General features: G+C 67.3%; 29 protein-coding genes. 12 read left to right on the forward strand and 17 right to left on the reverse strand.

Annotation, left to right across the window (positions count from 1 at the left end):
- Window positions 1-70: 70 nt before the first annotated feature.
- Window positions 71-649, forward strand: coding sequence for an RNA 2',3'-cyclic phosphodiesterase (gene thpR / locus ACQKLX_RS27440; RefSeq protein ID WP_427364724.1), 579 nt, complete (start codon window positions 71-73; stop codon window positions 647-649).
- A 2-nt stretch (window positions 650-651) separates the two neighbouring features.
- Window positions 652-954: a 4a-hydroxytetrahydrobiopterin dehydratase gene (locus ACQKLX_RS27445; protein WP_427364725.1), complete on the forward strand. Its 303-nt coding sequence runs from the start codon at window positions 652-654 to the stop codon at window positions 952-954.
- A gap of 115 nt (window positions 955-1,069) precedes the next feature.
- Here ACQKLX_RS27445 and ACQKLX_RS27450 read toward each other — a convergent pair whose 3' ends face one another.
- From ACQKLX_RS27450 to ACQKLX_RS27460, 3 genes are all read right to left on the reverse strand, one after another.
- The gene (locus ACQKLX_RS27450) at window positions 1,070-2,248 is read right to left on the reverse strand and encodes a GNAT family N-acetyltransferase (protein WP_427364726.1); all 1,179 of its coding nucleotides are present in this window, start codon (window positions 2,246-2,248) and stop codon (window positions 1,070-1,072) included.
- Between the two features lie 2 nt (window positions 2,249-2,250).
- Entirely contained in the window at window positions 2,251-2,904 is a 654-nt protein-coding gene (locus ACQKLX_RS27455) for a DUF6875 domain-containing protein (RefSeq protein WP_427364727.1), read from the reverse strand.
- A 94-nt stretch (window positions 2,905-2,998) separates the two neighbouring features.
- Window positions 2,999-3,742, reverse strand: coding sequence for an RluA family pseudouridine synthase (locus ACQKLX_RS27460; protein WP_427364728.1), 744 nt, complete (start codon window positions 3,740-3,742; stop codon window positions 2,999-3,001).
- Between the two features lie 70 nt (window positions 3,743-3,812).
- On the opposite strand from ACQKLX_RS27460, the gene ftsY reads away from it, so the two are divergent.
- Window positions 3,813-4,979 carry a signal recognition particle-docking protein FtsY gene (ftsY, locus tag ACQKLX_RS27465; protein WP_427364729.1) on the forward strand — a complete coding sequence of 389 codons (1,167 nt, stop codon included), beginning with the start codon at window positions 3,813-3,815 and terminating at the stop codon, window positions 4,977-4,979.
- Window positions 4,976-5,599, forward strand: coding sequence for a septation protein A (locus tag ACQKLX_RS27470; RefSeq protein ID WP_427364730.1), 624 nt, complete (start codon window positions 4,976-4,978; stop codon window positions 5,597-5,599). Before ftsY ends, ACQKLX_RS27470 begins: the two co-directional genes overlap by 4 nt.
- Window positions 5,600-5,727: 128 nt before the next feature.
- On the opposite strand, the gene ACQKLX_RS27475 is transcribed toward ACQKLX_RS27470, so the two are convergent.
- Entirely contained in the window at window positions 5,728-6,513 is a 786-nt protein-coding gene (locus ACQKLX_RS27475; protein WP_427364731.1) for an SDR family NAD(P)-dependent oxidoreductase, read from the reverse strand.
- 170 nt (window positions 6,514-6,683) lie between these two features.
- Here ACQKLX_RS27475 and ACQKLX_RS27480 point away from each other — a divergent pair, with 170 nt between their 5' ends.
- The gene (locus ACQKLX_RS27480; protein WP_427364732.1) at window positions 6,684-7,064 is read left to right on the forward strand and encodes a YkvA family protein; all 381 of its coding nucleotides are present in this window, start codon (window positions 6,684-6,686) and stop codon (window positions 7,062-7,064) included.
- Window positions 7,065-7,067: 3 nt separating this feature from the next.
- Here ACQKLX_RS27480 and ACQKLX_RS27485 read toward each other — a convergent pair whose 3' ends face one another.
- Window positions 7,068-8,039: an NADPH:quinone oxidoreductase family protein gene (locus ACQKLX_RS27485; RefSeq protein ID WP_427364733.1), complete on the reverse strand. Its 972-nt coding sequence runs from the start codon at window positions 8,037-8,039 to the stop codon at window positions 7,068-7,070.
- Between the two features lie 250 nt (window positions 8,040-8,289).
- On the opposite strand from ACQKLX_RS27485, the gene ACQKLX_RS27490 reads away from it, so the two are divergent.
- From ACQKLX_RS27490 to ACQKLX_RS27505, 4 genes are all read left to right on the forward strand, one after another.
- The gene (locus tag ACQKLX_RS27490) at window positions 8,290-8,889 is read left to right on the forward strand and encodes an invasion associated locus B family protein (protein WP_427364734.1); all 600 of its coding nucleotides are present in this window, start codon (window positions 8,290-8,292) and stop codon (window positions 8,887-8,889) included.
- 80 nt (window positions 8,890-8,969) lie between these two features.
- A complete protein-coding gene (gene rlmN, locus ACQKLX_RS27495; protein ID WP_427364735.1) occupies window positions 8,970-10,193 on the forward strand; it encodes a dual-specificity RNA methyltransferase RlmN in 1,224 nt (407 codons plus the stop codon).
- Window position 10,194: 1 nt separating this feature from the next.
- Complete coding sequence (locus ACQKLX_RS27500) at window positions 10,195-10,680, forward strand: hypothetical protein (protein WP_427364736.1); 486 nt, start codon at window positions 10,195-10,197, stop codon at window positions 10,678-10,680.
- 60 nt (window positions 10,681-10,740) lie between these two features.
- Window positions 10,741-11,094 carry a hypothetical protein gene (locus ACQKLX_RS27505; protein ID WP_427364737.1) on the forward strand — a complete coding sequence of 118 codons (354 nt, stop codon included), beginning with the start codon at window positions 10,741-10,743 and terminating at the stop codon, window positions 11,092-11,094.
- Between the two features lie 9 nt (window positions 11,095-11,103).
- Here ACQKLX_RS27505 and ggt read toward each other — a convergent pair whose 3' ends face one another.
- The gene (ggt, locus tag ACQKLX_RS27510; protein WP_427364738.1) at window positions 11,104-12,864 is read right to left on the reverse strand and encodes a gamma-glutamyltransferase; all 1,761 of its coding nucleotides are present in this window, start codon (window positions 12,862-12,864) and stop codon (window positions 11,104-11,106) included.
- Between the two features lie 195 nt (window positions 12,865-13,059).
- Here ggt and ACQKLX_RS27515 point away from each other — a divergent pair, with 195 nt between their 5' ends.
- The 3 genes from ACQKLX_RS27515 (at window position 13,060) to ACQKLX_RS27525 (ending at window position 15,262) form a co-directional block, all read left to right on the forward strand.
- Entirely contained in the window at window positions 13,060-13,626 is a 567-nt protein-coding gene (locus tag ACQKLX_RS27515; RefSeq protein WP_427364770.1) for a LemA family protein, read from the forward strand.
- A gap of 210 nt (window positions 13,627-13,836) precedes the next feature.
- On the forward strand, window positions 13,837-14,652 hold the full coding sequence (locus ACQKLX_RS27520; RefSeq protein ID WP_427364771.1) for a TPM domain-containing protein: 816 nt from the start codon (window positions 13,837-13,839) through the stop codon (window positions 14,650-14,652).
- A gap of 1 nt (window position 14,653) precedes the next feature.
- Window positions 14,654-15,262, forward strand: coding sequence for a TPM domain-containing protein (locus tag ACQKLX_RS27525; RefSeq protein WP_152012645.1), 609 nt, complete (start codon window positions 14,654-14,656; stop codon window positions 15,260-15,262).
- 22 nt (window positions 15,263-15,284) lie between these two features.
- Here ACQKLX_RS27525 and ACQKLX_RS27530 read toward each other — a convergent pair whose 3' ends face one another.
- The 11 genes from ACQKLX_RS27530 to acnA all read right to left on the reverse strand — a co-directional run bounded on the left by ACQKLX_RS27530 (window position 15,285) and on the right by acnA (window position 25,765).
- Window positions 15,285-16,037, reverse strand: a complete 753-nt coding sequence (locus ACQKLX_RS27530; RefSeq protein WP_427364739.1) for a DUF1223 domain-containing protein — start codon at window positions 16,035-16,037, stop codon at window positions 15,285-15,287.
- 68 nt (window positions 16,038-16,105) lie between these two features.
- Window positions 16,106-17,086, reverse strand: coding sequence for a lipid A biosynthesis lauroyl acyltransferase (locus ACQKLX_RS27535; protein WP_427364740.1), 981 nt, complete (start codon window positions 17,084-17,086; stop codon window positions 16,106-16,108).
- A gap of 111 nt (window positions 17,087-17,197) precedes the next feature.
- Window positions 17,198-18,220: a zinc-binding dehydrogenase gene (locus ACQKLX_RS27540; RefSeq protein WP_427364741.1), complete on the reverse strand. Its 1,023-nt coding sequence runs from the start codon at window positions 18,218-18,220 to the stop codon at window positions 17,198-17,200.
- Between the two features lie 13 nt (window positions 18,221-18,233).
- Window positions 18,234-18,518 carry a type II toxin-antitoxin system RelE/ParE family toxin gene (locus tag ACQKLX_RS27545; protein ID WP_427364742.1) on the reverse strand — a complete coding sequence of 95 codons (285 nt, stop codon included), beginning with the start codon at window positions 18,516-18,518 and terminating at the stop codon, window positions 18,234-18,236.
- Window positions 18,515-18,763, reverse strand: coding sequence for a CopG family ribbon-helix-helix protein (locus tag ACQKLX_RS27550; RefSeq protein WP_427364743.1), 249 nt, complete (start codon window positions 18,761-18,763; stop codon window positions 18,515-18,517). The genes ACQKLX_RS27545 and ACQKLX_RS27550 overlap by 4 nt, the downstream gene beginning before the upstream one ends.
- A 97-nt stretch (window positions 18,764-18,860) precedes the next feature.
- A complete protein-coding gene (locus tag ACQKLX_RS27555) occupies window positions 18,861-19,607 on the reverse strand; it encodes an SDR family NAD(P)-dependent oxidoreductase (protein ID WP_427364744.1) in 747 nt (248 codons plus the stop codon).
- Window positions 19,604-20,887, reverse strand: coding sequence for a beta-ketoacyl-ACP synthase (locus ACQKLX_RS27560; RefSeq protein WP_427364745.1), 1,284 nt, complete (start codon window positions 20,885-20,887; stop codon window positions 19,604-19,606). The genes ACQKLX_RS27555 and ACQKLX_RS27560 overlap by 4 nt, the downstream gene beginning before the upstream one ends.
- A 10-nt stretch (window positions 20,888-20,897) precedes the next feature.
- The gene (locus ACQKLX_RS27565; RefSeq protein WP_427364746.1) at window positions 20,898-22,028 is read right to left on the reverse strand and encodes a beta-ketoacyl-ACP synthase; all 1,131 of its coding nucleotides are present in this window, start codon (window positions 22,026-22,028) and stop codon (window positions 20,898-20,900) included.
- Window position 22,029: 1 nt separating this feature from the next.
- Window positions 22,030-22,491, reverse strand: a complete 462-nt coding sequence (locus ACQKLX_RS27570) for an ApeI family dehydratase (protein ID WP_427364747.1) — start codon at window positions 22,489-22,491, stop codon at window positions 22,030-22,032.
- A gap of 90 nt (window positions 22,492-22,581) precedes the next feature.
- Window positions 22,582-22,863, reverse strand: coding sequence for an acyl carrier protein (locus tag ACQKLX_RS27575; RefSeq protein ID WP_066473700.1), 282 nt, complete (start codon window positions 22,861-22,863; stop codon window positions 22,582-22,584).
- Between the two features lie 190 nt (window positions 22,864-23,053).
- Entirely contained in the window at window positions 23,054-25,765 is a 2,712-nt protein-coding gene (acnA, locus tag ACQKLX_RS27580) for an aconitate hydratase AcnA (RefSeq protein ID WP_427364748.1), read from the reverse strand.
- Between the last annotated feature and the right edge of the window lie 77 nt (window positions 25,766-25,842).

Genomic DNA, 25,842 nt, shown 5'->3' on the forward strand with positions numbered 1-25,842 from the left:
TTGTGAACGACGGCGGACGGTGCGAGGCTGCCGTCTCGCCAGAGTCACAAATGCTTGGCACTGATTCGTCATGCCCCGGCTATTCACCGCCCTGGAAATTCCCGCTGAGGTCGCTTCAAGCCTGACGCTGCATCGTGGCGGATTGGCTGGCGCCCGCTGGATCGAGCCTGCCGACTATCACATCACCTTGCGCTTCCTCGGCGATGTCGACCGGCGCATGGCCCATGACATCGACAGCTTCCTCCACGATGTCGGCGGCGAGCCGCTGACGATCACGCTCGACCAGCTCGGCAGCTTCGGTGGCGACCGGCCGCGCGCAGTGTTCGCGCGCGTCCAGCCTTCGCAGAAGCTGGGCGAATTGCAGGGCGAACTGGAACGCTTGATGCGGCGACTCGGCCTGCCGGCCGAATCACGCAAGTTCACGCCGCATGTCACGCTGGCGCGCTTACGCGACGGCTCGCCGGTCGATGTCGCGCATTACCTCGCTCTGCATCCGATCGTGCGGCCGATCAGCTTCACGGCGCGGCGTTTTGCGCTGATGTCCTCACGCGATTCGATCGGCGGCGGTCCCTATGTGCTGGAAGCGGCGTACCCGCTCGGCCTGTCCTATCCGAACCGGCCGAGCGGCGCGGTGTCGCAGCGGAGGTGACAATGGGACATGATCGTCCAAAGCGCCTGAGCCCGGAGGCCCGCAAGGAAGCCCTGTCGATCCTGACGGGCTGGACGCTGGTCGAGGGCCGGGAGGCGATGAGCAAGCGCTTCGTCTTCCGCGACTTCAACGAAGCCTTCGGCTGGATGAGCCGCGTGGCGCTGCTCGCCGAGAAGCTCGACCATCACCCGGAATGGTCGAACGTCTACAAGACGGTCGAGGTGACACTGACGACACATGACGCCGGCGGCCTGACCGAGCTCGACGTCAGGCTGGCGCGCGCCATGGACGCGATGGCGAGCTAGAGCATTTTCGAGCGAAGTGGCTACCCGTCCGCATTAAGAAAATACGATAAAACAAAGGTTTAGAGCAGTTTTACGATTCGAAGAAGAGCGGAACTGCTCTAGATATTTCCGGGTTTCAGTTTGCCAAGCGCCGCACCCAGCCCGCCGGCAGGCGCTTGGCGATCGCCTTCAGCGTCGGTCGCAGATGCGGCAGCGCGACGTCGCAGGCAAGCTGCCCGCGCCAGCTCAACGGTACGGTGAAATCGCGCACCGGCACGGCCCCGTCGGCGTGCTCGCGCTTGTAGGGGTCGGCCGGTGCCAGCAGATCGAAGATCGAGTTGCCGCGCTCCCTGGCGCTGGTAAAGGCGTGGTGGATCAGCACCCGGCCGAGGCCCTCGCGTTCGAAGGCGGGATCGCTGGCGATGACATGGCCAAAGCTGCGACCCTTGCAATCGAAAGACAGATCGATCCCGACCGGTCGGTCGTCGCAGGTCACGACCGAGAGGCGCAGGCCGGTATCCTCGCTCCGATCGGCGGCGAGAGCCGCGAAGAAGCGCCCGAAGCGCGGATTCAGGACCGCAGGGGCGACGACCCCATGTTGCGCGAGGGATGCGCGTTTCATCGCAACCGCCTGCTCGGCGAGCATGGCCGCCGCGGGACCGGGCTCCTGATGGGCGAAAGCGATCTCACCGCGCTCAGCGAGCCGGCGCAGGCGGCGGCGATAATTTGAGCGGTCCCGCGCCGGGTAGGCGAGGCTGGGTCCGTCCGGAGCGACGCGCAGGCCGAGATCGGCGAAGGGCGCCTCCTGGCTCACCACAGGCGCTATCGTCATGAGCCGGCTGCAATGGGCGAACGCCGCATCGGCACGGATCAGGCGCAATTCGGCGAGATCGATGCCGCGCCGGCGCAAGGCCTCCCAGCCTCGCTCCAGCCAATGCTCGCGCTTTGGGCTGGCCTCGATCAGGACATCGCCGAACTGCGCCACCGGCGCGCCCATCAGGCGCACCAGCTCCAGGCCGAGGCGGCGCCGACGTTCCAGCGGCCAGAGCATGACCAGGCGGCCCGCCTCGCGGCCCACGACAAGGCAAAGGCGGTCGTCGGCGGCAAGATAGTGATCGCACCAGTGTCGCAGGAAGGCATGGCGCTGGAAGAGCTGATGCGGCAGGCCGGCCCGGGCGAAGAGGCCGTCCCATTCCGGCTTCAGGGCGAAGAAGGCGTCGCGGCCGGTGAGGATTTCGACCGAGAACCCCGCGGCTGTCTCGCCGCCGGGCGAGAGCGATCCTTGCCTATCCCGGTGCATGGACTTGGCAGGCATGCTCAACCCTGGCCGCGGAGATGGTCGACCAGGCGCTTCGCCCCCACCAACCGGAACTTGGCGAGATAAGGGGCGAGCAGGAGCGGGTGCCGGGCCGCGAAGGGCGCATCATGCTCGACCATATGACGGATGGCGAGGACGGGCAGCGGCGCCCGCAGGGGCCTGAAATCGGGGTTCCACAAGCCTGGCGCGTCGGAAGCTTCGTACATCAGGCCGATCATGCGGCCTCTGGCGAGCGAGTAGAATTTGTGGCGCTGCTGGACCCGCTGCAGCATCGCGACGCCGCGTGCGTCGGCGCAGTTCGGGAAGCCGACGATGACGGTGCGGAAATGCGCCATGGCAGGCTTGCAGGGAATGGCGTCGAGCGCGCCGAAACTGCCGCGGATCAGGGTGAAGGCGCGCTCCTCCTCGTCCGGCCTGGCCGTGCAGATGGCGAGGCGCGCCGTGTCGATGCGCGCCGCCTGGCGGGTGAAGGGGCAGACGGCACCGGTGCGGCCCAGATCAGGATGCTCGCGCATCAGATAGCTCTCGATCCAGCCCAAAAGCGTGGCGAGCGAGGCGCTGCCCCCGGCATCGGCGGCAATATCGGCGCGCGCCTGAGCGAAGGTCAGCAGCGCATCGCGCGCTTCCGCCGTTCTCGCCACCTTATCCAGCATGAGAAACCCCGTGGGCCAATGCAACCGGGGATAGCAGACGCGCCTTAGGGAATGGTTGACGAGGTCTTGTCGTCGATCGCGGCTGCGTTAGGGTTTAGGAAAGCTTGTCGTCGCCGGCCCAGCCGCAGGCCGCGAGCGCCGCCTGCATATGCTGTGGCGGCAGGGCTGAGACCTCTATCGGATCACGCTTCGGATTGAGCGGAATCGTGATGCTCCGTGCGTGCAGATGCAGGCCTGGGCCGCCATCGCGCGGCGCCGAGCCGTAGATTTCATCGCCCAGGATCGGCCCGAAACTGGCGGCGCAGTGGACGCGCAACTGGTGGGTGCGGCCGGTCAGCGGTTCGAGCGCCAGCCAGGCGATGGCCGTGCCATTGAAATCGCCGCGGCCGAGCACGCGATAGCGCGTCTGCGAGGGCAGACCTTCCGGGTCCGGCTTCATCCACCAGCCGCGTTCGGGCGAGCGCTTCGCCAGGGCTAGGTCGATCAATCCTGCGTCCTCGGCAGGGGCGCCTTCGACGACCGCCCAATAGGTCTTCTCGATGCGGCCATCGCGAAAGAGCTGGTTGAGCTGCGCCATGGCGCGGGGATGCCGGCCGAGCACCAGGCAGCCGGAGGTGTCCTTGTCGAGCCGGTGCGCCGCCTCCGGCCTTCGCGGCAGGCCAAAGCGCAGGGCGTCGAGGTGGTCGGTCAGCACCGGGATGATGCGGCCTTTCGCCGCCGGACCGCGATGCACGGGAAGCCCGGCCGGCTTGTCGATGACGAGCATCATCGCGTCGCGATGCAGAAGCGCGAAGGGCAGCTCGTCCTGCGAAAGGGCTGGTCGCTCAGGCTTGGTCATGGCATTGCGCTAAACAAGGCCGTGAGGCCATGCAACCCGAAGCTCGCCGCTCGCAGCGGCAGGACGCGCGATGAGCGAGACCGAACCGAAGAAACGCGGCTTCTTCTCGAAGCTGTTCGGACTGGACCAGCCGGAGACGCGGCCGCCGGAGCCTGTTTCCGCTCCCCCGCCGGAATTGCCAACCGAGCCTGTGGCCGAGATCGTGCCAGAAGCCGAGCCGGAGGCGCCTCTCACGCCCGAGATTCTGCTCGGCGAGGACGCGCCGCTGCCGATCGCGCCGTCGGAGCCCGCTCCCGAGCCGGTCCAGCCCAAGCGCAGCTGGTGGCGCCGGCTGCGCGATGGGCTGTCGCGAACCTCCTCGGCGCTGACCACCGGCATCAGCGACCTCTTCACCAAGCGCAAGCTCGATGCGGCGACGCTGGAGGACCTGGAAGACATCCTGATCCAGGCCGATCTCGGCCTCGCGACCTCGGCCCGGATCGCCAAGGCGGTCGGCGAGGGCCGCTATGACAAGCAGATCGAGCCGGAGGAGGTGAAGGCGATCCTGGCCCGCGAGGTCGAGGCGATCCTCACCCCGGTCGCCATGCCCCTTTCGATCGACGCCACCAAAAAGCCGTTCGTGATCCTGATGGTCGGGGTCAACGGCTCGGGCAAGACGACGACGATCGGCAAGCTCGCGGCCAAGTTCCGGGCCGAGGGCAAGTCGGTGATGCTGGCGGCGGGCGATACGTTCCGCGCCGCGGCGATCGAGCAGCTCAAGGTCTGGGGCGAACGGACGGGCGCCGAGGTCGTGTCCGGCCAGCAGGGCGCTGATGCGGCCGGGCTCGCCTTCGAGGCGCTGCAGAAGGCGAAGGCAAACGGCACCGACGTGCTGCTGATCGACACGGCCGGGCGGCTGCAGAACAAGACGGGGTTGATGGACGAATTGGCCAAGGTGGTGCGGGTGATCCGCAAGCTCGACGCAGAGGCGCCGCATGCGGCGCTGCTCGTGCTCGACGCAACCGTCGGCCAGAACGCGGTCAGCCAGGTCGAGGCCTTCCGCGACACGGCCGGCGTCACCGGGCTGGTGATGACCAAGCTCGACGGCACGGCGCGCGGCGGCATCCTCGTGGCCTTGGCGGCGCAGTTCGGCCTGCCCGTGCATTTCATCGGCGTCGGCGAGAGCGTCGACGACCTCGAACCATTCTCGGCGCGCGATTTCGCCCGCGCCGTGGCAGGATTGGGAGAAGCGGCATGAGCGGGACGGCGGCGAGCCCGAGCGAGGCAAAACCGGTCAATCCGCTGCTGAAGCTCGCGCTCGAATTCGGGCCGCTGGCGATCTTCTTCTTCGCCAATTCCTATGGCGACCGCTGGTTCGGCGTCGCCGAGGACCGGCGCATCTTCGTCGCCACCGGCGTCTTCATCGCGGCCTCGCTGATCGCGCTGGCGCTGTCGAAGATCATCATGAACCATCTGCCGCGCATGGCGATCGTCAACGCGGTCGTGGTGACGGTCTTCGGCGGGCTGACGCTGGCGCTCGACGACGCCTTCTTCATCAAGGTCAAGCCGACCATCGTGAACACGCTGTTCGGCTGCATCCTGCTCGGCGGGCTCTATTTCGGCCGCTCGCTGCTGGCGCTGGTGCTCGACAGCGTGCTGCAGCTCGACGAGGAGGGCTGGCGCAGGCTGACCCTGCGCTGGGGCCTGTTCTTCTTCGTGCTGGCGGCGCTGAACGAGGTGGTCTGGCGCACCCAGACCCAGGATTTCTGGGTCGCCTTCAAGGTCTGGGGCGTGATGCCGCTGACCATGATCTTCGCGCTGGCCCAGACGCCATTGATCCTCAAGCACGAGATCAAACGCGACGGGGCGGCGGAATAGGACGGCGAGGAGGTGTCATTCTCGGGCAAGCGTAGCGCAGACCCGAGAATCCCCTGACGAGAAGGCGCCGGCTGGAGCCCTCTCCGGCCTGAGATGCTCGGGTCAAGCCCGAGCATGACGTGGGTGCGCTATTTCGGCGCCAACCGGATCGCCCCGTCGAGGCGAATCGCGGTGCCGTTGAGCATGTCGTTCTCGACGATGCTCTTGACCAGAGCCGCATATTCCGAGGCTCGGCCGAGGCGCGAGGGGTGCGGTACCGAGACGGCGAGCGAGGCTCGCGCGTCGTCCGGCAGGCCGGCGAACATCGGCGTCTCGAACAGGCCGGGCATGATCGTGACGATGCGGATGCCGACCCCGGCAAGATCGCGCGCGACCGGCAGGGTCAGGCCGACGACGCCGGCCTTGGAGGCGGCATAGGCGGCCTGGCCGATCTGGCCGTCCTCGGCGGCGACCGAGGCCGTGCAGACGAAGACGCCGCGGCCGCCATCCTCGGTGACCGGATCGAGCCCGGCGAGTGCCACCGCCGATTTGGCGATCAGGCGGAAGGTGCCGGTCAGGTTGATCGCGACCGCCTTCTCGAAGGTGGCGAGGTCATGGGCAACGAGCTCGCCGGTGTCGCGCTTCTTCGAGACGACGCGGCGGCCGGGGGCGATGCCGGCGCAGTTGACGACGATGCGGGCAACGCCATGGGCGGCGCGGGCCTTCTGCAGTGCCACGTCGACCGAGGCCTCGTCGGTGACGTCGCAGGCGCAGAACAGACCGCCGATCTCCTTGGCGATCGCTTCGCCGCGCTCGGCGTTGAGGTCGAACAGGGCGACCTTGACGCCATGGCCGGCGAGCATGCGGGCGGTGCCTTCGCCGAGGCCGGAGGCGCCGCCGGTGACGATAGCGGCGATGGAGGAGTCGAGCTTCATGGCGTCCCTCGCGTCTTTTGACATTGCTGGAACGGCTTTAGAGGCGCGATGCTCGCCATCCAAGAGGGTTTGGCGTGCGATTCTGAGTCGATCCCTTGTGCAGCCCTTCATGCGGGGCCACATTTTTTCGTCGACGGCGGGCTAGAATTGGCGCGCTGAGGGAGACAGGAATGAGCGACAGCTTCGGGTTCGGACAGCGCTTCACCCCCGACGAGATGGCGGCGATCCGCAAGAGCCTGCGCGACGAGGCACGTTTCGGCTACGAGTTCATCGGCCGGCTGAAGCGCGTGGCGAAGCGCATCCCCTTCGCCGAGGACCTGCTCGCGGCTTGGGTCTGCGCGCGCGACCCGGCGACGCCGCGGCGGGTCAAGCTGACCCTGCTGGCGGCGCTCGGCTATTTCGTGCTGCCGCTCGATGCGATCCCCGACGTGATGCCGCTGCTCGGTTTCACCGACGATGCGGCGGTGATCGCCGCGGCGCTCGCCGCCGTCGCCGGCTCGATCACGCCGCAGCACCGCCAGAAGGCCAAGGAGATGCTGGCGGATCTGTGACGTCTATGGCGTCAGGACGACCTTGCCCTGGACTTTGCGCTCGGCGATCAGCGCCAGCGCCTCGGCCGCCCGCTCCAGGGGATAGGCGCCGTGGACATGGGCGCGGATTTGGCCGGCGGCGGCCCAGGCGAGCAGCCGCTCCATATTGGCGCGGTGGCCGGCAGGATCGCGCCGGACGAAGTCGCCCCAGAACACGCCGCGCAGGTCGCAGCCCTTCAATAGCAGCAGGTTGAGAGGGATCCTGGGGATTTCGCCGCCAGCGAAGCCGACGACGAGATAGCGTCCGCCCCAGCCCATCGAGCGCAATGCCGGCTCGGCGAGCGTGCCGCCGACCGTGTCATAGAGCGCGTCGAGGCCATCGGGAGCGAGGCGCCGCAGCCCTGCCCTCAGATCGTTGGCGGCGTAGTCGATTCCCTCCGCCGCACCATGCTCGCGGGCGAGCGCCAGCTTCTCCGGCGAGGAGGCGCAGGCGATGACGCGCGCGCCGAGCAGGGCGCCGATCTCGACCGCGGCCAGGCCGGCGCCGCCGGCGGCGCCGAGGATGGCGAGCGTCTCGCCCGGCTGGATACCACCGCGCTGGATCAGCCCGTGCATTGCCGTGCCATAGGTGACGAAGAGCCCTGCGGCCTGAACGTCGCTGAGCTTGTCGGGAATCCGGATGGCGGCCCCAGTGGGAACCACGACGATCTCGCGTGCGGCACCATGGCCGAGCCAGGCCGCGACGCGTTCGCCGACCCGCCAATCCGTGACACCCTCGCCGACGGCGCTGACCACGCCGGCGCATTCGGCCGAGGGCGAGAATGGCAGTGGCGGCTTCACCTGATAGCGGCCCTGGATCACCAGCGTGTCGAAGAAATTGAGCGCCGCGGCGCTGACCCGGATCGCAATCTCGCCGGGCCCGGGCCGCGGCACGGGCAGGTCGCGGATCACCAGGGTGTCAGCCGGCCCGAGGGCCTCGCACAGCAGCGCCTTCATCGATCCTCGATCTCCCGTCCGTTCGATTCCTTCGCAGCTGCACAAGGCTGGCATAGCTTGAGGCCGAACGAAACCGAGCCTTCCCTAAACTATTGAAGGAGAAGGCGTCGTCCGATCGCTGCCTCTGTTGCGGGCGTTCGCATTTTCGCCAGGATCGTGACATTCTATCCGACGCGTTGCGTCAATCCGGATCGCCGATCCCGCGCATTCTCCATTCGGCGTTAACGTTTTTGTTGGTTACTGGCGATCCATGATTCGCATTCCGGCTCCCTCTTCCGCCCGCCGCCCGCTCCTGGCCGCCGCCCTGCTCGGCCTGGCGGCTCTGACCTTTGCGGCCGCTCCGGCGCAGGCACAGCGTGCTGCCGCCAGCAAGCCCGCGCCGGCGAAGCCCGCTGCGGCTGGTGGCCAGGGCCAGGCGCTGCTGCTCGAAACCGCTGGCAAATGGCAGGCTTTCTCTTCGCAGCAGGGCCGCTCCAAGATCTGCTATGCCCTGTCCAAGGCCGAAAGCCGCACTCCTGCCAATCTCAAGGATGTCGAGGGCTTGCTGTTCATCTCCAGCCGGCCCGGCGAGGGTGTGCGCAACGAGATCAGCCTCGTCATGAATTTCGACCTCAAGGAAGACGTCGAGCATCAGGCGATCATCGGCAGTGACCGCTTCGCGCTCGTCGCCAAGGGCCAGAATGTCTGGCTGAAGAACCCGGCCGAGGAAGGCCGCATGCTCGATGCGCTGCGCAAGGGTTCGGGCCTCGAGATCAAGGGCACCTCGAAGCGCGGCAATGCGACCAGCGACAAGTATTCGCTCGCCGGCATCTCGCAGATCGTCAAGCGGGCCGAGGACGCCTGCAAGTAAGGCAATTTCGCGATTAGCCGCCGTTATGTTATGAGGCGGCCAATTCCGGGCGGGAGCCGCCCGTTGCGAGCCGAGTTCCGATGAATCTCTCTGTTGCTGAAGCCGCCGCTCCGGCGGCTGAACCTGTTGTGCGGCGGCCCTCGCTGGCCGGGCGCACGCGCGCGGGCCTGGATGCGGCGCTGGCCGAGATCGGCGTTCCCGAGAAGGAGCGGCGCATGCGCGTCGGCCAGCTCTGGAACTGGATCTACCATTACGGCGTCCGCGACTTCCAGGAGATGACGACGATCGGCAAGGGCCTGCGCGCGCAGCTCGCCGAGCGCTTCTCGCTCGACCTGCCGGAGGTCACCGCCGAGCAGATCTCCAGCGACGGAACCCGCAAATGGCTGCTGCGGATGGCGCCGACCGGTCCGCGAGACCGCGGCGCCGAGATCGAATGCGTCTACATTCCCGAGGTCGACCGCGGCACGCTCTGCGTCTCCAGCCAGGTCGGTTGCACGCTGACCTGCACCTTCTGCCATACCGGCACGCAGCGCCTGGTGCGCAACCTCACCACCGAGGAGATCGTCACGCAATTGATGGTGGCGCGCGACCGGCTCGGCGACTTCCCGAACCGCAGTGCGCCGGACGGCGCCTTCGTTCCCAATGACGGCGGGCGCTTCGTCTCGAACATCGTCTTCATGGGCATGGGCGAGCCGCTCTATAATTTCGACGGCGTGCGCGATGCGATCGGCGTGATCACCGATGATCAGGGCCTGTCGCTCGGCCGCCGGCGCATCACCGTCTCGACTTCGGGCGTCGTGCCGCAGATCGGCCCGCTCGGCGACGAGATGGGTACGATGCTGGCGATCTCGCTGCATGCGGTGCGCGACGATCTGCGCAACGAGCTGGTGCCGCTCAACAAGAAGTACCCGATCAAGGACCTGCTCGACGCCTGCCGGAACTATCCGGGGTTATCGAACGCGAAACGCATCACGTTTGAATACGTCATGCTCAAGGGCGTCAACGACAGCGACGCCGAGGCGCGCGAGCTGGTGCGCCTGCTCAAGGGCATCCCGGCCAAGATCAACCTGATCCCGTTCAATCCCTGGCCCGGCACCAAATACGAGTGCTCGGACTGGGAGCGAATCGAGCGCTTCTCCGAGATCGTGTTCAGGGCGGGTTACGCCTCGCCGGTGCGCACGCCGCGTGGCCGCGACATCCTCGCCGCTTGCGGCCAGCTCAAGAGCGAGACCGAGAAGCTCTCGGCCCGGGCCCGGCTGATGCTGGAGCAGGGCGAAGTCGACGCCGCGGCAGCTACGCACTGACATGCTGCGCTGGCTGCTGTTGATCCCGTTCGCGCTGCTGTTTGCCGTCGGCTCCGGGCTGGTCGCGCTGCTGATCGCAGGCGTCGCCTCACCTGATCTTGGCCTGTTGATCGGGGGTGGCTTCGATCGCCTGCTCTCGGCGCTGTTCGACCAGGCCGAACGCGGCTTCGATCCCGGCCCGACGGCGGAAGCGGCCTTTTCCCTGCTCGGCCGGCTCGGCTTCGCCATCCTGGTGCTGCCGGTGGTGCTGGTCGCGATCGCGTCCGAGCTCTTCCGCTTTCGCAGCGGTCTGATCCAGAGCGGCCTCACCGGCCTTCTGGCCGCGATCCTGCCGCTCGCCATGCTTGGCATGGCCAGGGCGCCGAGCGCCGGCGAGATGCAGGTCGTGTCGGCGCTCTTCCTGGTCGGTGCCGCGACCGGCTTCGTCTACTGGCTGATCGCCGGGCGCGGGGCGGGCGGCGAGCCGAAGCAGCCTGCGCAACGCTGATCTCGACAAAACCCGTCTGATTTCAGCAAATCCGGCATCGTCACCATGATGGGGGATGCCATGCTTCGCTATGTCTTGCTCATCAGCCTCTCCTCGCTCGGACTTATTCACACTGCGGCTGCCCAGCAGCCCGCTTATGCTGGCCGCTGGGCGCATGAAGCCGCCTGGTGCCGCAACAAGCTCGGTACGACCGACGAAATCCCCATGCGCTTCACCGCGCGCCGCGTGGATGGCTACGAATTCTACTGCAGCTTCGACCGCGTCGGTGGTGGCAATGGCCGCTGGGACATCGCGGCGACCTGCCACGGTGAGGGTATGACCGAGAAGCGCCGTATCAGCCTCGCGCGCGACGGCGATGTATTGGTCTGGTCGGAACGCGGCAAACCTTCACGGCGCCTGTCGCGCTGTTCCTAATACTGGTTCTCAATCGCCTATCGCCACGCCCTCGCGCCGCCCGTCGGCGCCGCCGAGATAGCCTTCCGGCGTCTTGACGATCGCCTGGATGCCGGAGGTCATGTCGATCAGCCTGACCTCGTGGCCCCTGGCTTCCAGAGCGGCCTTCCAGGCTTCCGCCTCGCTGCCCTTCTCCAGTTCGGTCGGGCCGTTGCGGTTGCCGAAATTGGCGAGGTCGACGGCGCGCTGCGGATCCATCTTCCAGTCGAGCAGGGCGACCAGCGTCTTGGCGACATAGCCGATGATCTGGCTGCCGCCGGGCGAGCCTGTGACGGCGTAGAGCCGGCCGAAGGCGTCGAAAACGATGGTCGGCGCCATCGAGGAACGCGGCCGCTTGCCGGGCTCGACCCGGTTTGCGACCGGCTTGCCGTCCTCAGCGGGCGCGAAGGAGAAGTCGGTCAATTCGTTGTTGAGCAGGAAGCCGCCCTTGGTCATCAGGCGCGAGCCGAAGCCGTCCTCGATCGTCGTCGTCATCGAGACGGCATTGCCGGCGGCGTCGATCACCGAGATATGGCTGGTGCCGTTCTCGACGCCCTCGGACGGCGCGAACAGGAAGGCGCGCTTGTTCGGCGGGGTGCCGGCGCCGGCCTTGGCCATCGCCTTGTCCGGGCTGATCAGCTTGGCGCGTTCGCGGATATAGTCCTCGTCGATCAGCCCATTGGTCGGGACGCCGACGAAGGCGGGGTCGCCGAGATAGAGCGCCCGGTCGGCGAAGGCGAGCTTGCCGGCCTCGGCGAACATATGCGCGGCTTCAGCGCTCGGGCCGAGGCGGGCGATGTCCTTTGTCTCCAGCATGCCGAGAATCTGCTGCAGGGCGACGGCGCCGGAGCTCGGCGGGCCCATGCCGCAGAGCGTATAGGCGCGGTAGCGGCCGCAGAGCGGGGCGCGCTCCTCGACCTTGTAGTCGGACAGGTCGTCCAGCGTCATGTCGCCGGGATTATCCTTGTGGCCGGTCACCGTCGCGACGATGTCCTGCGCGATCGCGCCCTCATAGAAGGCGTCGGCGCCGCGGCCGGCGATAGCGCGGAGCGTCGTGGCGAAGGCCGGGTTCTTCAGCATGGTGCCGACCGCCTTCGGCTTGCCGTCGGGCTCGTAGAAATAGGCGGCGGCGCGGGCGTCCTTGCCGAGATTCTTCTCCAGCGCGAGCAGGCCGCCCAGACGCGGCGAGATCGCAAAGCCCTCCTCGGCCAGCTTGATCGCCGGGGCGAAGACCTCGGCCCAGGGCAGCTTGCCCCAGCGCTTATGGGCATCTTCCAGCAGCCGGACCGTGCCGGGGACACCGATTGAGCGGCCGCCGACCACGGCGTCGACGAACTTCATCGGCTTGCCGTCGGCGCCGAGGAAGCGCTCGGGCTTTGCCGCCTTGGGTGCCGTCTCGCGTCCGTCGAGCGTCGTCAGCTGGCGGCCGGCCTCGTCCCAGTAGACGAAGAAGGCGCCGCCGCCGATGCCGGAACTCTGCGGCTCGACCAGGTTGAGGACGAGCTGGATCGCGATCGCCGCGTCGGTCGCGCTGCCGCCGGCGCGCAGGATCTCGCGGCCCGCGGCGGCGGCGAGCGGGTTGGCTGCTGCGGCCATGTAGCGCTGTGCGGTGCCGAGCGTCTTGGCGGTGCGGCCGGTGGCGGCTTCCGGGGCAGGCGCCATGGTCTGGGCTGGGGCTGCAATCGTGGCGGCAAGCCAAAGGCCGAAGGCAACGACTGAGCGGGTACCGAATGCGGACGATGTAAGCGGCATGGTCCACTCCTCCTCGATCGCCGCGCAGACTAGCGCGCTTGCAGGCTTGCGCGCCATGCTTGTGGCGCTGGTTTGCTCTGCCGGGTGGCGCGGCTATGGTCGAAGCCTGATTTGTCCTGCCAAGTTTATCCTGCCAAGCCGAAGGGGTTCGTCATGGTGCTCACGCAGTCTGCGGCGGTTCGCCGTCCCCTCGTCATGCTGCTGCTCGGGCTGTTCGGCCTCGTGCTGGCGGGCTGCGGCTACAACAATGTGCCGACGCTGGAGGAGAAGGCGAAGGCGGCCTGGGGCGAGGTGCAGAACCAGTATCAGCGCCGCGCCGACCTGATCCCGAATCTGGTCGAGACGGTGAAGGGCTATGCCCAGCAGGAGCGCGAGGTCCTGACCCAGGTGATCGAGGCGCGCGCCAAGGCCACGCAGGTCAAGGTCGATGCCTCCACCATCACCGACCCCGCCAAGTTCAAGGAATACCAGGACGCCCAGAACCAGCTCAGCGGTGCGCTCGGGCGCCTGATGGTGACGGTCGAGCGCTATCCCGAGCTGAAGTCGAACCAGAACTTCCTGGCGCTGCAATCGCAGCTCGAAGGCACCGAGAATCGGGTTGCCGTTGCCCGCCGCGACTACATCCAGGCGGTGCAGGCCTTCAACACCGAGATCCGCACCTTTCCGGGCGTGATCTGGGCCCGGCTGTTCTGGGGCGCCAAGCCGATGGAGAGCTTCTCGGCGACGGCCGGAGCGGAACGGCCGCCGGCGGTGAAGTTCTGAGCGGTCCGGCGGCCGCTGATGCGAATGTTCGTATGGCGGGCTCGCCGGAATCCCTCCCCCCTTGTGGGAGAGGGTTGGGAGGGGTGTCTTGCAGCGCTCTGTTCCTGGCCTGGTGTGCTGGCGGGTAAAGCGAGGCGTTTTCCCTCGCGGCTGGCTACCCCCCTCTCCAGCTCTCCCCTACAAGGGGGAAGAGAGGCGCGCGTGCCTGGGCTGGCAGCGCCACCGCGGCGCTTGCTCGCCGTTCTGCTCCTTTTCCTCCTCTTCCCATTCCTCGCCGCCGCTGCCGATCCGAACTACCCCGCTCTCACCGGCCGCATCGTCGACAATTCGAACTTGCTCAGCGCCGAGGCCTTCAGTCGGATCGAGCAGAAGCTGAAAGCGCATGAGGAGAAGACCAGCGACCAGGTCGTGGTCGCGACACTGCCGTCGCTGCAGGGCTATCCGATCGAGGAATTCGCCAACGGCCTATTCCGGGCCTGGAAGCTCGGCGACAAGGCGAAGAACAACGGCGTGCTGCTCCTCGTCGCACCGAACGAGCGCAAGGTGCGCATCGATGTGGGCTACGGGCTGGAAGGCGCGCTGACCGACGCGCTCTCCAAGGTGATCATCACCACCGCGGTCGCGCCCAAGTTCAAGAACGGCGATTTCGCGGGAGGAATCGAGGGTGGCGTCGACGCGATCCTGTCGATCCTGACCGGCGATGCCGAGGAATGGCAGCGGCGGGCGCAGATTCGCAGCGACGAATCCTCCTGGGCCGAGACCGCTGCGGTGATTTTCGTCATGATCATGGTGTTCATCCTGATCGTGAGCTTCATGCAGGAGCTCGGCCGCTCCTCGGGCGGAGCGCGCCGGCACCGGACGCGGGACGGACGCTGGATCGTGCTGCCGCCCTCCGGCGGCTCGGGCTGGAGTGGCGGCTCGTCCTCGGGCGGCTGGAGTTCCGGTTGGGGAGGCGGGTCGAGTTCGGGCGGGTTCTCGGGTGGCGGCGGCTCGTCCGGCGGCGGCGGGGCTTCAGGGGATTGGTGAGATGCTGAATTCCGACGATCGCGACGCCATCGCCGAAGCGGTGCGCGAGGCCGAGCGGCAGACCTCCGGCGAGATCGTCGTCGTCGTCGATCGGGCGGCCGGCAGCTATGTCGCAGTGCCGCTGGTGCTGGCGCTGGCGCTCTCTTTGTTCGTGCCCTGGCCGTTCCTGCTGCTAACGACGCTGAGCGCCGCGAGCATCTTCCTGACGCAGCTGATCGCGGCGGCACTGCTGCTGGCGACCCTGCTTTGGTATGGCCGTGGCGGCCGCTTCGTGCCCGGCTTCGTCAAGCGGCGGCAGGCGCATGAGACGGCGCTGCGCGAATTCACCGCGCGTGGGCTGACGTTGACGCGCGGACGCACCGGCGTGCTGCTCTATATCGCCGTGCAGGAGCGTTATGCAGAGGTCGTCGCCGATGCCGGCATCTCGGCCAAGGTCGACGGCGAGGCCTGGCAGAAGATCGTCGAGCCGCTGCTTGCGGCGGCGGCGCAGGACGCCTTGCGCGAGGGGCTGATCGCTGCGGTGCGCGATGTCGGCGCCGTGCTCGCGGCCCATGCGCCGCCGGCTGCCGACGATGTCGACGAGCTGCCCAACAAGGTGGTGATTCTCTAAGGGGCCGGTTTACTTTTGGCGTCTACTTCGCCGGGCCGCGAGCGGCGCCGAGGATCGCGCTCTGGCGGGCATAGGGATCGCCCTGGACCAGCACGACATAGGAATCGGCCTTCGCCGCGCTACGAACGGTCTCGAGCGGTACGGTCAGGGTCGCAGCCTCTCCCTTCCACTCGCCGATCCGGCTGATGCCGCGCACGACATTGGCATAGGTCACGGTCTTGCCGCTGTTCTCGCCGCGCTCGATCGGCACGGTCGCGGTGCGGCTGACCTGCAGCAGCAGGACCACGGCCGGCTTCTCGCTGGTGAATGGGGCGGTGCCCAGAGTGATACGCAGCGCGCCGTCAGCCTCGGTCAGGTCGATCTTGACCGGGAAACCGTCCTTGCCCTGCTCCTTGACGAGCTTGTCGATGCCGCCCTTGTCGGAGCCGACGATATGGGCGGTGCCGTTGACCACGGCCTGAGGTGTATAGATCTGGCCGTCGCCGCGTGCCTTGGCATAGAGCTTCTGGCGCTTGCTGAAGACTTCCTGGCCGAGCGTGTCCTTCCAGCCGAGATAGTCCCAATAGGTCACTGGCAAGGTCAGCGTGATCAGCTTGGGATCCTTGGCGAGCTCGGTGAAGAGCGCGTCCGCAGCCGGACAGGAGGAGCAGCCCTGGCTGGTGAAGAGTTCGACCACCGCCTGCGGCCGGGCGGCAGGCTGCTGCGCATGCGCCGGCAATCCTGCCAGGAGCAGGAGGGCAGCGGCGGCAGCGATGTTGCTGATGTGGCGGACCATCATTCGAACTCGACGCCTGTATAGAAGCAGGCGGTTACCAAAAGCGCTACTCTCCACTCAATTGGAAATCACGTTGCCTTGAAAACAGGCTCCTGCGGCGCCTGATCGCGAAAACGTGCCAGGGCCTCGGCACCAATCAGGTTCGGGCGCCAGCGCCGGTGCATCCAGAGCCATTGCTCGGGATGCTCGCGGACCCAGCCGTCGACCACGGCGGTCATCATCGCCATGGCGCCGGTGACGTCGATCTCGCCATTGGCGTCGCGCGGCAGGTCGAGCGGCGGTGTCAGCTCGATGCGGAAGCGCCGGTTCGGCAAGCGGACGACGCGCACGCCATGGACCGGGCATTCGAAGCGGCGGGCGAACTTGCCGAGGATCGGATTGGTCAGCGCCGGCCGGCCGAGGAAGGGCACGACCACGCCGCGGGTGAAATGCTGGTCGATCAGCATGCCGAGATGGCCGCCATTCTCGAGCACGCCCTGCATGGCGAAGGCGGCGCCCTGCTTGGCGGCGGCGAGGCCGCCCATGGCGCCGGAGCGGATCTCATGGACGACGGCGGCGATGGCCGGGTCGTTGGGCGCGCGGAAGACGGCGGTGGTGTCGAGGTCGTAGGTGGCGGCGCAGATCGCCGGCAGCTCCCAATTGCCGAGATGGGCCGAGAAGATCAGCCCCGGCTTGTCGTCGTCCTTCAGCGCGATGAAGTGCTCGATGCCGACGACCTCGATCCGGCCGTTCGGATCGGGGTTGTGGTAGTCATAGTCGAACAATGTCTTGAGATGGGCGTATTCGGCGACGGTGCGGCCGAGATTCTCCCAGCCACCGCGGACGAGGCGCCTGGCCTCTTCATCCGCAATGCCGGGGTAGGCGGCGCGGACATTGGCATAGGCGACGCGGTTGACCGGGATCAGCGGGCTTGCCGTGCGCAGCAGCCAGCCGCCGAGATCGGAGGCCCGCTCCGGCCCGAGCGCGCGCAGGAAGGCGAAGACCGCGCGGATCAGCCCGATCATCAGCGCAGCGCCGATGCGCGTCGCGAATTGCTTCAGCTGCCTCAAAGGTCCCCGTCCGGTCCGCCGGCGCAGCGTCCGGGAAGGACCCCGCCATTGCGGCGCGACTTGCGGGATTGCGGCCGGCGCGTCAAGTCGGCGCCGGCTGACGGCATTGTCTCAGAGCGTGACGATGACCTTGCCGAAGACCTTGCGGCCCTCGATCCGGGCGAGGCCCTGCTCGAACTGCGCGAGCGGGAAGACCGAATCGATCACCGGCTTCATGCCGCCTGCCATCTTCTCCAGCGATTGCGAGATGTTCTCGATCCGGCAGCCGAAGGAGCCGGTGATCCGGTATTGCTGCTGGAAGAGCTGCATCAGGTTCATCGTCGTCGAGGCGCCGGAGGTGGCGCCGCAGGTGACGAGCCGGCCGCCGCGCTTCAGGCAGAGCAGCGAGCCGTTCCAGGTGTCGGCGCCGACATGCTCGAAGACGACATCGACGCCCTTGCGCTTGGTCAGGCGCCGGACCTCGCCCTCGAAGCGCTCGGTCTTGTAGTTGACGACGAAATCGGCGCCGAGCGCCTTGGCCTTCTCGCCCTTCTCGTCGTCGCCGACGGTGGTGTAGACGGTGCAGCCGATCGCCTTGGCCATCAGGATCGCCGCCGTGCCGATGCCGGAGCCGCCGGCATGGACCAGCACCGACTCGCCGGGCTCGAGCTTGGCATTGTCGAACAGCATGTGCTGGACCGTGCCGAAGCCGATCGGCGCGCAGGCGGCGTCCTCGAAGGAGACGCCCTTCGGCGCCTTGATCACCAGGCGTTCGGGCCGGTTGATCAGCTCGCGGGCGAAGCCGTCGATATGGAAGCCCATGATACCCGCGACGTTCTCGCAGAGATTGTCGCGCCCCTCGCGGCAAGCCTTGCAATGGCCGCAGGTCTCGGCGCCGTACATCGTCACCGTGTCGCCCTCGCGGAAGCGCGAGACGCCCTCGCCGACCGCGACGACCTCGCCGGCGGCCTCGACGCCGGCCGCCTGCGGCATCTTGCGCTTGGCGAAGGCCATGCCGCGGAAGCCCCAGAGGTCGAGATAGTTAAGCCCGACGGCGCGCACGCGGATCTGGACCTCGCCGGGAGCGGGCGGCGGCGGCGGCTCGATCTGTTCGAGGCGGAGATCGCGGTCGCCATGGAGCTGGAGCGAGAGCATCGGTCTTGGTCTTTCAGAGCTGGTCCGGCCATTGCCGGGAAGAGTGTATGACAGCGAGGATTTCGATGGCGCCGTGATGCACACGGTACGGCAGGATGTAGGAGGTGCCGGTGATCACAAGCTCCCGGGTGCCGTCGACTCGTCCGGGCCGCCCGCTTGCGGGATGGCGGAGGATCTGCTGCGGTGCTGAGCGGATGGTTTGCACCATCGCGAGCGCAGCATGCGGATTGAACTGCGTCAGATATCGCGCGGCATCACGCAGATTGCGTTGCGCGCGCGGCGTCCAGACAACTTTCATTGACGGTCGATCTTGGCCTGGATTTCGGCCTCGATCGCATCAAGATCGGCTTCGCTGACGAATTCGCCGCGGTCGGCTTCAGCTAGGCCGGCCTTGATCTGCTCGATCTGCCAAGCGTTGAGTTCGACATAGTTCTCGATCGCCTTGGCTGCGAGCCAGTTGCGCGAGCGGTCGGTGTCGGCCGCCAGCGCGTCGAGCTTGGCGAGGGTCTCGTCATCGAGGCGGATGGTGAAGGCTGCCGTCATGATGGTTCACTCCGGTTCACGATGAACATAAGCGGTTCACGACGCGGCGCCAAGCGCTGCGCGTTCACCATGTTTCACGTGAAGCGCTGGAGCACTCTCAGCGATGCACGCCGAGATGGGCGGTCAGGCCGCCGTCGATGGGCAGTACGGTGCCGGTGATGTAGGCGGCCGGCGGGCTCATAAGGAAAGCGGTGAGGCCGGCGACTTCCTCTGGCCGGGCGAAGCGGCCGGCCGGGATCTGGCCTTCCATCCTGTCGCGATAGGCGGCGTAGGGCGCCATCATGTCGGTGTCGACGAAGCCCGGCGCGATCACGTTGACGGTGACGCCGCGCTTGCCGGTCTCGACCGCGAGCGTCTTGGCGTAGGAGATCAGCGCACCCTTGGACGCCGCATAGGCAGCGTTGCCGGGATTGCCGCGCAGCGCCGCGACCGAGCCGATCGCGACGATGCGGCCGGCCTTGGCGCGGATCATGCCGCGCATCAGGCTCTTGGCGAGGCGGGTGAAGGCCCAGAAATTGACCTGCATCGCCGCTTCGGCCTTGTCCTGCACCAGCATGGCGGCGAGCGTGTCATAGGGCTGGCCGGCATTGTGGACGAGGCCGAACCAAGATTCGCCCTCGCATTGCTCGCAGAAGGCGTCGAGCGCGGCCTTGTCGGAAAGATCGAGCGGCAAGGCGCGCACGCTCTGGCCCGGCGCGGTCTCCGCGATCTCAGCGGCGAGCGCCTGCGCCTGCTCGCCGGAGGAGCGATAGGTGAAATCGACATCGTGGCCGGCAGCCACGAGCGCCCGGACGATCGCGGCGCCGACGCCCTTGGCGCCGCCGGTGACCAGGACCCGGGTCATGCCGCCGACGGCCCGGCGGTCAGGACGAGGCAGGTGTTCTGGCCGCCGAAACCGAAGGAGTTCGACAGCACGGTGCGGACCTTGGCGTCGCGGGCCTCGTTCGGGATGACGTCGAGCGCGATCGCCGGATCCGGCGTGTTGTAGTTGATCGTCGGCGGTATCCGGCCATTGGCGATGGTCAGGAGCGAGATCACCGCCTCGACCGCGCCGGCGGCGGTCAGCGTATGGCCGAGCATCGACTTGTTCGATGAGATCGGCAGCTTGGCCATGCGCTCGCCGAAGACGGCCGAGCAGCTCATCGCCTCCATCTTGTCGTTCTCCGGCGTCGAGGTGCCGTGGGCGTTGATGTAGTCGACATCATCAGGGGTGAGGCCGGCATCGGCGAGGGCATCCTGCATGGCGAGGATCGCGGGCTTGCCGTCCGGGCTCGAGCGGGTGCGGTGGAAGCCGTCGCCGCGCTCGCCGCAGCCGGCGACGACGCCGAGGATCGTGGCACCACGCGCCAGCGCGTGGTCGTAATCCTCCAGCACCAGCGCGCCGGCGCCCTCGCCCATGACGAAGCCGTCGCGGTTCTTCGAGAACGGCTTGGCGGCGCCTTCGGGCGGGTCGTTCTGCGTCGACAGCGCCGAGAGCAGCGAGAAGCGGATCAGCGCCTCGGCATGGACCGAGCCGTCGGTTCCTATGCACAAGGCAGCTTCAGTCTCGCCCCTTCTGATCGCCTCTACGCCCATCTGGATCGCGGTCGCGCCCGAGGAGCAGGCGGTCGAGAGCGAGATCGGCGAACCCTTGGTGCCGAATTTCTCGGCGATATGCTCGGCGACGCCGCCAAACAGGAAGAGTTCGTGCATCGCCTGGTGCTTATGGCGGGCGGCGACACGCAGCAGCGCGTCATAATCGGCATCGCCGTCGACGGCCTGCGCCAGCTCCTGCTTCTGCGGCCATTCCATCTCGACCGGCGGCACCGCCATGAAGAGCTCACCGGGGAAATCGCCGGTCTCGCCTAGGCCGCTCTGTGCCACGGCCTCCTCGGCTGCGAGCGTGGCGAGCTTCTCGGAAAGCTCGGGGGCGGCGACGGAGCCGTCGAACAGGAAATCGACGGTCGCGGCGATGGTGGTGCGCAGGCCCTCGGTCGGGAAGCGCTCGATGCGATGGATGCCGGAGCGGCCCGCGGTCAGGGCCTCCCAGTTGGCGTCCTTGCCCTGGCCGAGCGAGGTGACGATGCCGAGGCCGGTGACGGCGACGATCGGCCGGCCCTGGCTGTCGCGATGGCTTGCACCCATGACGCTCTCCTCAAGCCTTGACCAGACGGGCGGCGCCCTCGCCACGCCAATGCGCCGCGCCGGTGACGATCGCCTCATTCGCCGCGCCGGTCGAGAGCGCGGCTGCAGCCAGCGCGACCGAGACCGGGAAAGCGGCTTCGAGCGAATGCCCGACGAGGTCGCCAGCGGCGATGCGGCGCGCGTCCGGCGCGGCCTTGGCGATCGCAGCCGCCTCCTCCGCGGTGATCCCGGCGCATCCGGTTGCGGCCGAGATCGCGAGTGCATCCGATGCGAGCGGGCCGAAACCGGCGAGCAATTCGTCGAGCGCCTTGGCGACTGAGCCGGGCTGGCGGCGGCTGCGATGGGCGCCGGCATGGCTGAGGCGGGCATGGGCCCTGGCGCCGCGGGCCGCGGCTCGCTCGGCCGATTCGAGCACGAGGAAGGCGCCGGCGCTGCCGGTGATGATGCCGGGCACGTCGCTGCGGGCAAAGACGGGAGCGAAATCCGCGGCGCGCAGAAAGCCGCCGAGCTCGAGCAGCAGCAGCATGTCGCGGCGCTCGGCGTTGTAGGCGCCGCCGACGAGGATGACGTCGGCCTGGCCGGCCGCGATACGAGCCCGGGCGGTGCGGATCGCGTCGACGCCGGCCTGTTCCTCGCCCATCAGGGTGCGCGAGGCGCCGGTGATGCCGTGGACGATGCCGATATTGCCGGCGAGCAGGTTGGAGAGCTGGGCCAGGAACAGGGTCGGCCGCAGATCGCTCATCAGCCGCTCGTTGAGGAAAGCGCCGGGCTGATTGGCGTTGCGCAGGCCAGTCAGCACGGCGGCGTCAACGGCATGGTCGCGCTCGCCGCCGCCGGCAGCGACGATGACCTGGAGCTGGCTCTTGGCCTCCGCGTCCTCCTTCAGTCCGGCATCGTCGAGGGCAAGGCCGGCGGCATAGACGCCGAGGCGCTGCCAGGGCTCCATCTGGCGCTGGTCGGACTTCTTGGGGATCTGCTTGTCGAGCTCGAGCGGCTTCAGCGGATGCAGCGGATAGGGCGCAAAGCTCCCGTTATCGATGACCGGCACCGTATTGGAGGTGAGTGCCTGTGCGTGCGCTTCGATGCCCTCGCCCAGGCTGGAGGCGAGGCCGATACCGGTGATGACGACGTCGCGGGCCATGTCAGGCTGCCTCCGGGGAGAGGCCGATGGCAGCGATGCGGCTCTGCATCAAGGTGCGCATATCGGCGGGGAACGGCATCAGGCGGAAGCGCAGTTCGGCATCGCAGATCGGCTTGCCGGCGATCGCGATCTTCGCCTTTGTCGCAGCGTAGCCGGAGCCCTCATGAACGAGCTCGGCGCTGACGTCGAGCACGGCGTCGGGTTCGACGAAGGTGCGGAAGCGTGCCTTGTCGACCATCATCAGGAAGGGCATCTGCGTCAGGCCGTTGAGGCCGAGCAGCAGATAGCCCGAGGCCTGCGCCATGGTCTCGGTGAGCAGGACGCCGGGAACGAGCGGGTGGCCGGGGAAATGGCCCTCGAAGACCGGGCTCTGTGTCGGAACCGTCGAGCGGGTCACAATCCGCTTGCTCGCCGGATCGAAGCTCTCGACCTTGTCGATCATGTCGAAATATTCGAGGCGCATGCGGTTCCAACCCGTCTCGCCGCGATCGGGGTCGGGCCCCGCTTGCGGCGTTTCAGTATCCAGCGGCGACCCTTCCGGGCCGAAGCTTGTTCAGGCGGCCTTGGCGGCGACGAGGTCGTCGATGCGCTTGCACAGGTTCTCGAGCACGAAATACTGCTCGGCCGGCGCCTTGCCCTCGTTCACTTCCTGGGTCCACTGCTCCAGCGGCAGCTTGATGCCGAAGGCCTTGTCGATCGCGAAGGCGATGTCGAGGAAGGCGAGGGAGTCGATGCCGAGATCGTCGATCGCATGGCTCTGGGGCGTGATCTTCTCGCGAGGAATGTCGCAAGTTTCCGAAATGATGCCGGCGACCGTCTCGAACGTGGCGGACATGCGGGTGCTCCGTCTTGGATGATGATGGCGGATGGCGTCCGGGCGCGTTCGCCCCGCGCCTGCCCCAAGCCCCCCGCCGAGGATGGCTGTGACCGCCCCCTTACACCCCGGTGCGGGATAGGACAACCGTCACGACCAAATAGAGACGCCCGGCTTTGAGGCCGGGCGTCCAGTATCGTCTTCGCAAGCCTTAGGCTGCGATGCCGCGCAGCACGTAGTGCAGGATGCCGGCATTCTTGAAGTAGTCGAGCTCGTCCAGCGTATCGATGCGGCAGAGGATCGGAACCTTCTTCACCTTGCCGTCGGCATAGGTGATCTCGGCTTCGAGCATCTGGCGCGGCTTGACGGTGGCGAGGCCCTTGATCGTGACGCTCTCGTCGCCCTTGAGGCCGAGCGAGGCCCAGCTCGTGCCTTCCTGCAGGGTGAACGGCACCACGCCCATGCCGACCAGGTTCGAGCGGTGGATGCGCTCGAAGCTCTGGGCGATCACGGCCTTGACGCCGAGCAGGTTGGTGCCCTTGGCCGCCCAGTCGCGCGAGGAGCCATTGCCGTATTCGACGCCGGCGAAGATCACCAGCGGCACCTTCTCGGCCTGGTAGCGCATCGCCGCATCGTAGATCGGCAGCTCTTCCTTGCTGGGATAATGGATGGTGTAGCCGCCTTCCCGGCCGTTCGGGCCCATCATGTGGTTGCGGATGCGGATATTGGCGAAGGTGCCGCGCATCATCACCTCATGATTGCCGCGACGCGTGCCGTACTGGTTGAAGTCGGCGACGGCGACGCCATGCTCGGTGAGATAGGCGCCCGCGGGCGAGGCGGCCTTGATCGAACCGGCCGGTGAGATGTGATCGGTCGTGATCTTGTCGCCGAACAGGCCAAGGATGCGGGCGCCGACGATTTCGGTGACCGGAGCCGGCTGCTTGCCCATGCCGCGGAAATAGGGCGGGTTCTGGACATAGGTCGACTGATCGTCCCAGGCATAGGTCTGGCCGGTCGGCGCCTTGACCTTCTGCCAGTTGGCGTCGCCCTTGAAGACGTCGGCATACTTCGCCTTGAAGATCGCCTTGGTGACGTTCTTGGCGATGAAGGCCTGGATCTCCTTGTTGGAGGGCCAGATGTCCTTGAGGTAGACCGGCTTGCCGTCCTTGCCCATGCCGAGCGGCTCGGTGGTCAGGTCGATCTGCACGGAACCCGCCAGCGCATAGGCGACGACCAGCGGCGGCGAGGCGAGGTAATTCGCCTGCACGTCTGGCGAGACGCGGCCCTCGAAGTTGCGGTTGCCCGAGATCACGGCGCCGGCGATCAGGCCTTGATCGTTGATCGCCTTCGAGATCGGCGCCGGCAGCGGGCCGGAATTGCCGATGCAGGTGGTGCAGCCGAAGCCGACCAAGTTGAAGCCGAGCTTGTCCAAGTCCTTCTGCAGGCCGGCCTTGGCGAGATACTCCGCCACGACCTGCGAGCCGGGGGCCAGCGAGGTCTTGACCCAGGGCTTGACCTTGAGGCCCTTCGCCACGGCGTTGCGGGCGAGCAGGCCGGCAGCCATCAGCACCGAGGGGTTCGAGGTGTTGGTGCAGGAGGTGATGGCGGCGATGACGACGTCGCCATGGCCGAGATCGAACTTCTCACCCTCGACCTTGACGCGGCGCGACAGCTCGCCGCCCTTCTTGTAATCGGCGTCCATCGCGGCCGCGAAGCCGCTCTTGATCGCGCCGAGATCGGCGCGGCCTTCCGGACGCTTCGGGCCGGCCATCGAGGCCTGCACCGTGGTCAGGTCGAGCTCGAGCGTGTCGGTGAAGACCGGATCGGGCGTCGAGCGCGTCGCGAACAGGCCCTGTGCCTTCGAATACTTCTCGACCAGGGCGACGCGGGCGGCCTTGCGGCTGGTGGTCTCCAGATAGTTCAGCGTCTCGGCATCGACCGGGAAGAAGCCGCAGGTCGCGCCGTATTCCGGGCCCATATTGGCTATTGTTGCGCGGTCGGCCAGCGTCAGATTGTAGAGGCCGGGGCCGAAGAACTCGACGAACTTGCCGACAACGCCCTTCTTGCGCAGCATCTGGGTGACCGTGAGCACGAGGTCGGTCGCAGTGATGCCTTCCTTGAGCTTGCCGGTGAGCTTGAAGCCGATCACCTCGGGCAACAGCATCGACTGCGGCTGGCCGAGCATGGCGGCCTCGGCCTCGATGCCGCCGACGCCCCAGCCAAGCACCGCCAGGCCGTTGACCATGGTGGTGTGCGAGTCGGTGCCGACCACCGTGTCGGGATAGGCGACCTCGACAACTTCAGTCTTCTTGCCCTTCTTCACCTTCTCCTTGGCCGTCCAGACGGTCTGGGCGAGGTATTCGAGGTTGACCTGGTGGCAGATGCCGGTGCCGGGCGGCACGACGCGGAAATTGTCGAAGGCGCCCTGGCCCCATTTCAGGAAGCGATAGCGCTCGCCATTGCGCTGGTATTCGAGGTCGACGTTCTGCTTGAACGCCTTGGGCGAGCCGAACTCGTCGACGATGACCGAGTGGTCGATGACGAGATCGACCGGCACCAGCGGGTTGATCTTCTTGGGATCGCCGCCGAGGGCGACGACGCCGTCACGCATCGCGGCGAGGTCGACCACCGCGGGCACGCCGGTGAAGTCCTGCATCAGCACGCGGGCGGGGCGGAAGCCGATCTCCTTGCCGGCCTTGCCCTTGTCGCTGAGCCAGCCGACGAAGGATTCGATGTCGGTCTTGGTGACGGAGCGGCCATCCTCGAAGCGCAGCAGGTTCTCGAGCAGCACCTTCATCGAGAAGGGGAGCTTGGAAATGCCGGCGAGGCCGTTCTTCTCGGCCGCCTTCAGCGAGTAATAGACGTACTTCTTCGTGCCGACGGTCAGCGTCTTGCGGCACTTGAATGAATCGAGCGAGGCCATTTTGGCTTACATCCTGATCAAGGGGTTGCGGTCACGAGCCGAATCCCGCCTTGCGGAAAGATTCGGTCGAAGGCCTG

The sequence above is a fragment of the Allobosea sp. NPDC003192 genome, assembly GCF_050275675.1.
GTDB lineage: Bacteria > Pseudomonadota > Alphaproteobacteria > Rhizobiales > Beijerinckiaceae > Allobosea.

Coding starts and splice junctions, on each gene's coding strand:
- thpR (WP_427364724.1), top strand. CDS start 71: ATGCCCCGGCTATTCACCGCCCTGGAAATTCCCGCTGAGGTCGCTTCA.
- ACQKLX_RS27445 (WP_427364725.1), top strand. CDS start 652: ATGGGACATGATCGTCCAAAGCGCCTGAGCCCGGAGGCCCGCAAGGAA.
- ACQKLX_RS27450 (WP_427364726.1), bottom strand. CDS start 2,248: ATGCCTGCCAAGTCCATGCACCGGGATAGGCAAGGATCGCTCTCGCCC.
- ACQKLX_RS27455 (WP_427364727.1), bottom strand. CDS start 2,904: ATGCTGGATAAGGTGGCGAGAACGGCGGAAGCGCGCGATGCGCTGCTG.
- ACQKLX_RS27460 (WP_427364728.1), bottom strand. CDS start 3,742: ATGACCAAGCCTGAGCGACCAGCCCTTTCGCAGGACGAGCTGCCCTTC.
- ftsY (WP_427364729.1), top strand. CDS start 3,813: ATGAGCGAGACCGAACCGAAGAAACGCGGCTTCTTCTCGAAGCTGTTC.
- ACQKLX_RS27470 (WP_427364730.1), top strand. CDS start 4,976: ATGAGCGGGACGGCGGCGAGCCCGAGCGAGGCAAAACCGGTCAATCCG.
- ACQKLX_RS27475 (WP_427364731.1), bottom strand. CDS start 6,513: ATGAAGCTCGACTCCTCCATCGCCGCTATCGTCACCGGCGGCGCCTCC.
- ACQKLX_RS27480 (WP_427364732.1), top strand. CDS start 6,684: ATGAGCGACAGCTTCGGGTTCGGACAGCGCTTCACCCCCGACGAGATG.
- ACQKLX_RS27485 (WP_427364733.1), bottom strand. CDS start 8,039: ATGAAGGCGCTGCTGTGCGAGGCCCTCGGGCCGGCTGACACCCTGGTG.
- ACQKLX_RS27490 (WP_427364734.1), top strand. CDS start 8,290: ATGATTCGCATTCCGGCTCCCTCTTCCGCCCGCCGCCCGCTCCTGGCC.
- rlmN (WP_427364735.1), top strand. CDS start 8,970: ATGAATCTCTCTGTTGCTGAAGCCGCCGCTCCGGCGGCTGAACCTGTT.
- ACQKLX_RS27500 (WP_427364736.1), top strand. CDS start 10,195: ATGCTGCGCTGGCTGCTGTTGATCCCGTTCGCGCTGCTGTTTGCCGTC.
- ACQKLX_RS27505 (WP_427364737.1), top strand. CDS start 10,741: ATGCTTCGCTATGTCTTGCTCATCAGCCTCTCCTCGCTCGGACTTATT.
- ggt (WP_427364738.1), bottom strand. CDS start 12,864: ATGCCGCTTACATCGTCCGCATTCGGTACCCGCTCAGTCGTTGCCTTC.
- ACQKLX_RS27515 (WP_427364770.1), top strand. CDS start 13,060: ATGCTGCTGCTCGGGCTGTTCGGCCTCGTGCTGGCGGGCTGCGGCTAC.
- ACQKLX_RS27525 (WP_152012645.1), top strand. CDS start 14,654: ATGCTGAATTCCGACGATCGCGACGCCATCGCCGAAGCGGTGCGCGAG.
- ACQKLX_RS27530 (WP_427364739.1), bottom strand. CDS start 16,037: ATGGTCCGCCACATCAGCAACATCGCTGCCGCCGCTGCCCTCCTGCTC.
- ACQKLX_RS27540 (WP_427364741.1), bottom strand. CDS start 18,220: ATGCTCTCGCTCCAGCTCCATGGCGACCGCGATCTCCGCCTCGAACAG.
- ACQKLX_RS27545 (WP_427364742.1), bottom strand. CDS start 18,518: ATGAAAGTTGTCTGGACGCCGCGCGCGCAACGCAATCTGCGTGATGCC.
- ACQKLX_RS27550 (WP_427364743.1), bottom strand. CDS start 18,763: ATGACGGCAGCCTTCACCATCCGCCTCGATGACGAGACCCTCGCCAAG.
- ACQKLX_RS27555 (WP_427364744.1), bottom strand. CDS start 19,607: ATGACCCGGGTCCTGGTCACCGGCGGCGCCAAGGGCGTCGGCGCCGCG.
- ACQKLX_RS27560 (WP_427364745.1), bottom strand. CDS start 20,887: ATGGGTGCAAGCCATCGCGACAGCCAGGGCCGGCCGATCGTCGCCGTC.
- ACQKLX_RS27565 (WP_427364746.1), bottom strand. CDS start 22,028: ATGGCCCGCGACGTCGTCATCACCGGTATCGGCCTCGCCTCCAGCCTG.
- ACQKLX_RS27570 (WP_427364747.1), bottom strand. CDS start 22,491: ATGCGCCTCGAATATTTCGACATGATCGACAAGGTCGAGAGCTTCGAT.
- ACQKLX_RS27575 (WP_066473700.1), bottom strand. CDS start 22,863: ATGTCCGCCACGTTCGAGACGGTCGCCGGCATCATTTCGGAAACTTGC.
- acnA (WP_427364748.1), bottom strand. CDS start 25,765: ATGGCCTCGCTCGATTCATTCAAGTGCCGCAAGACGCTGACCGTCGGC.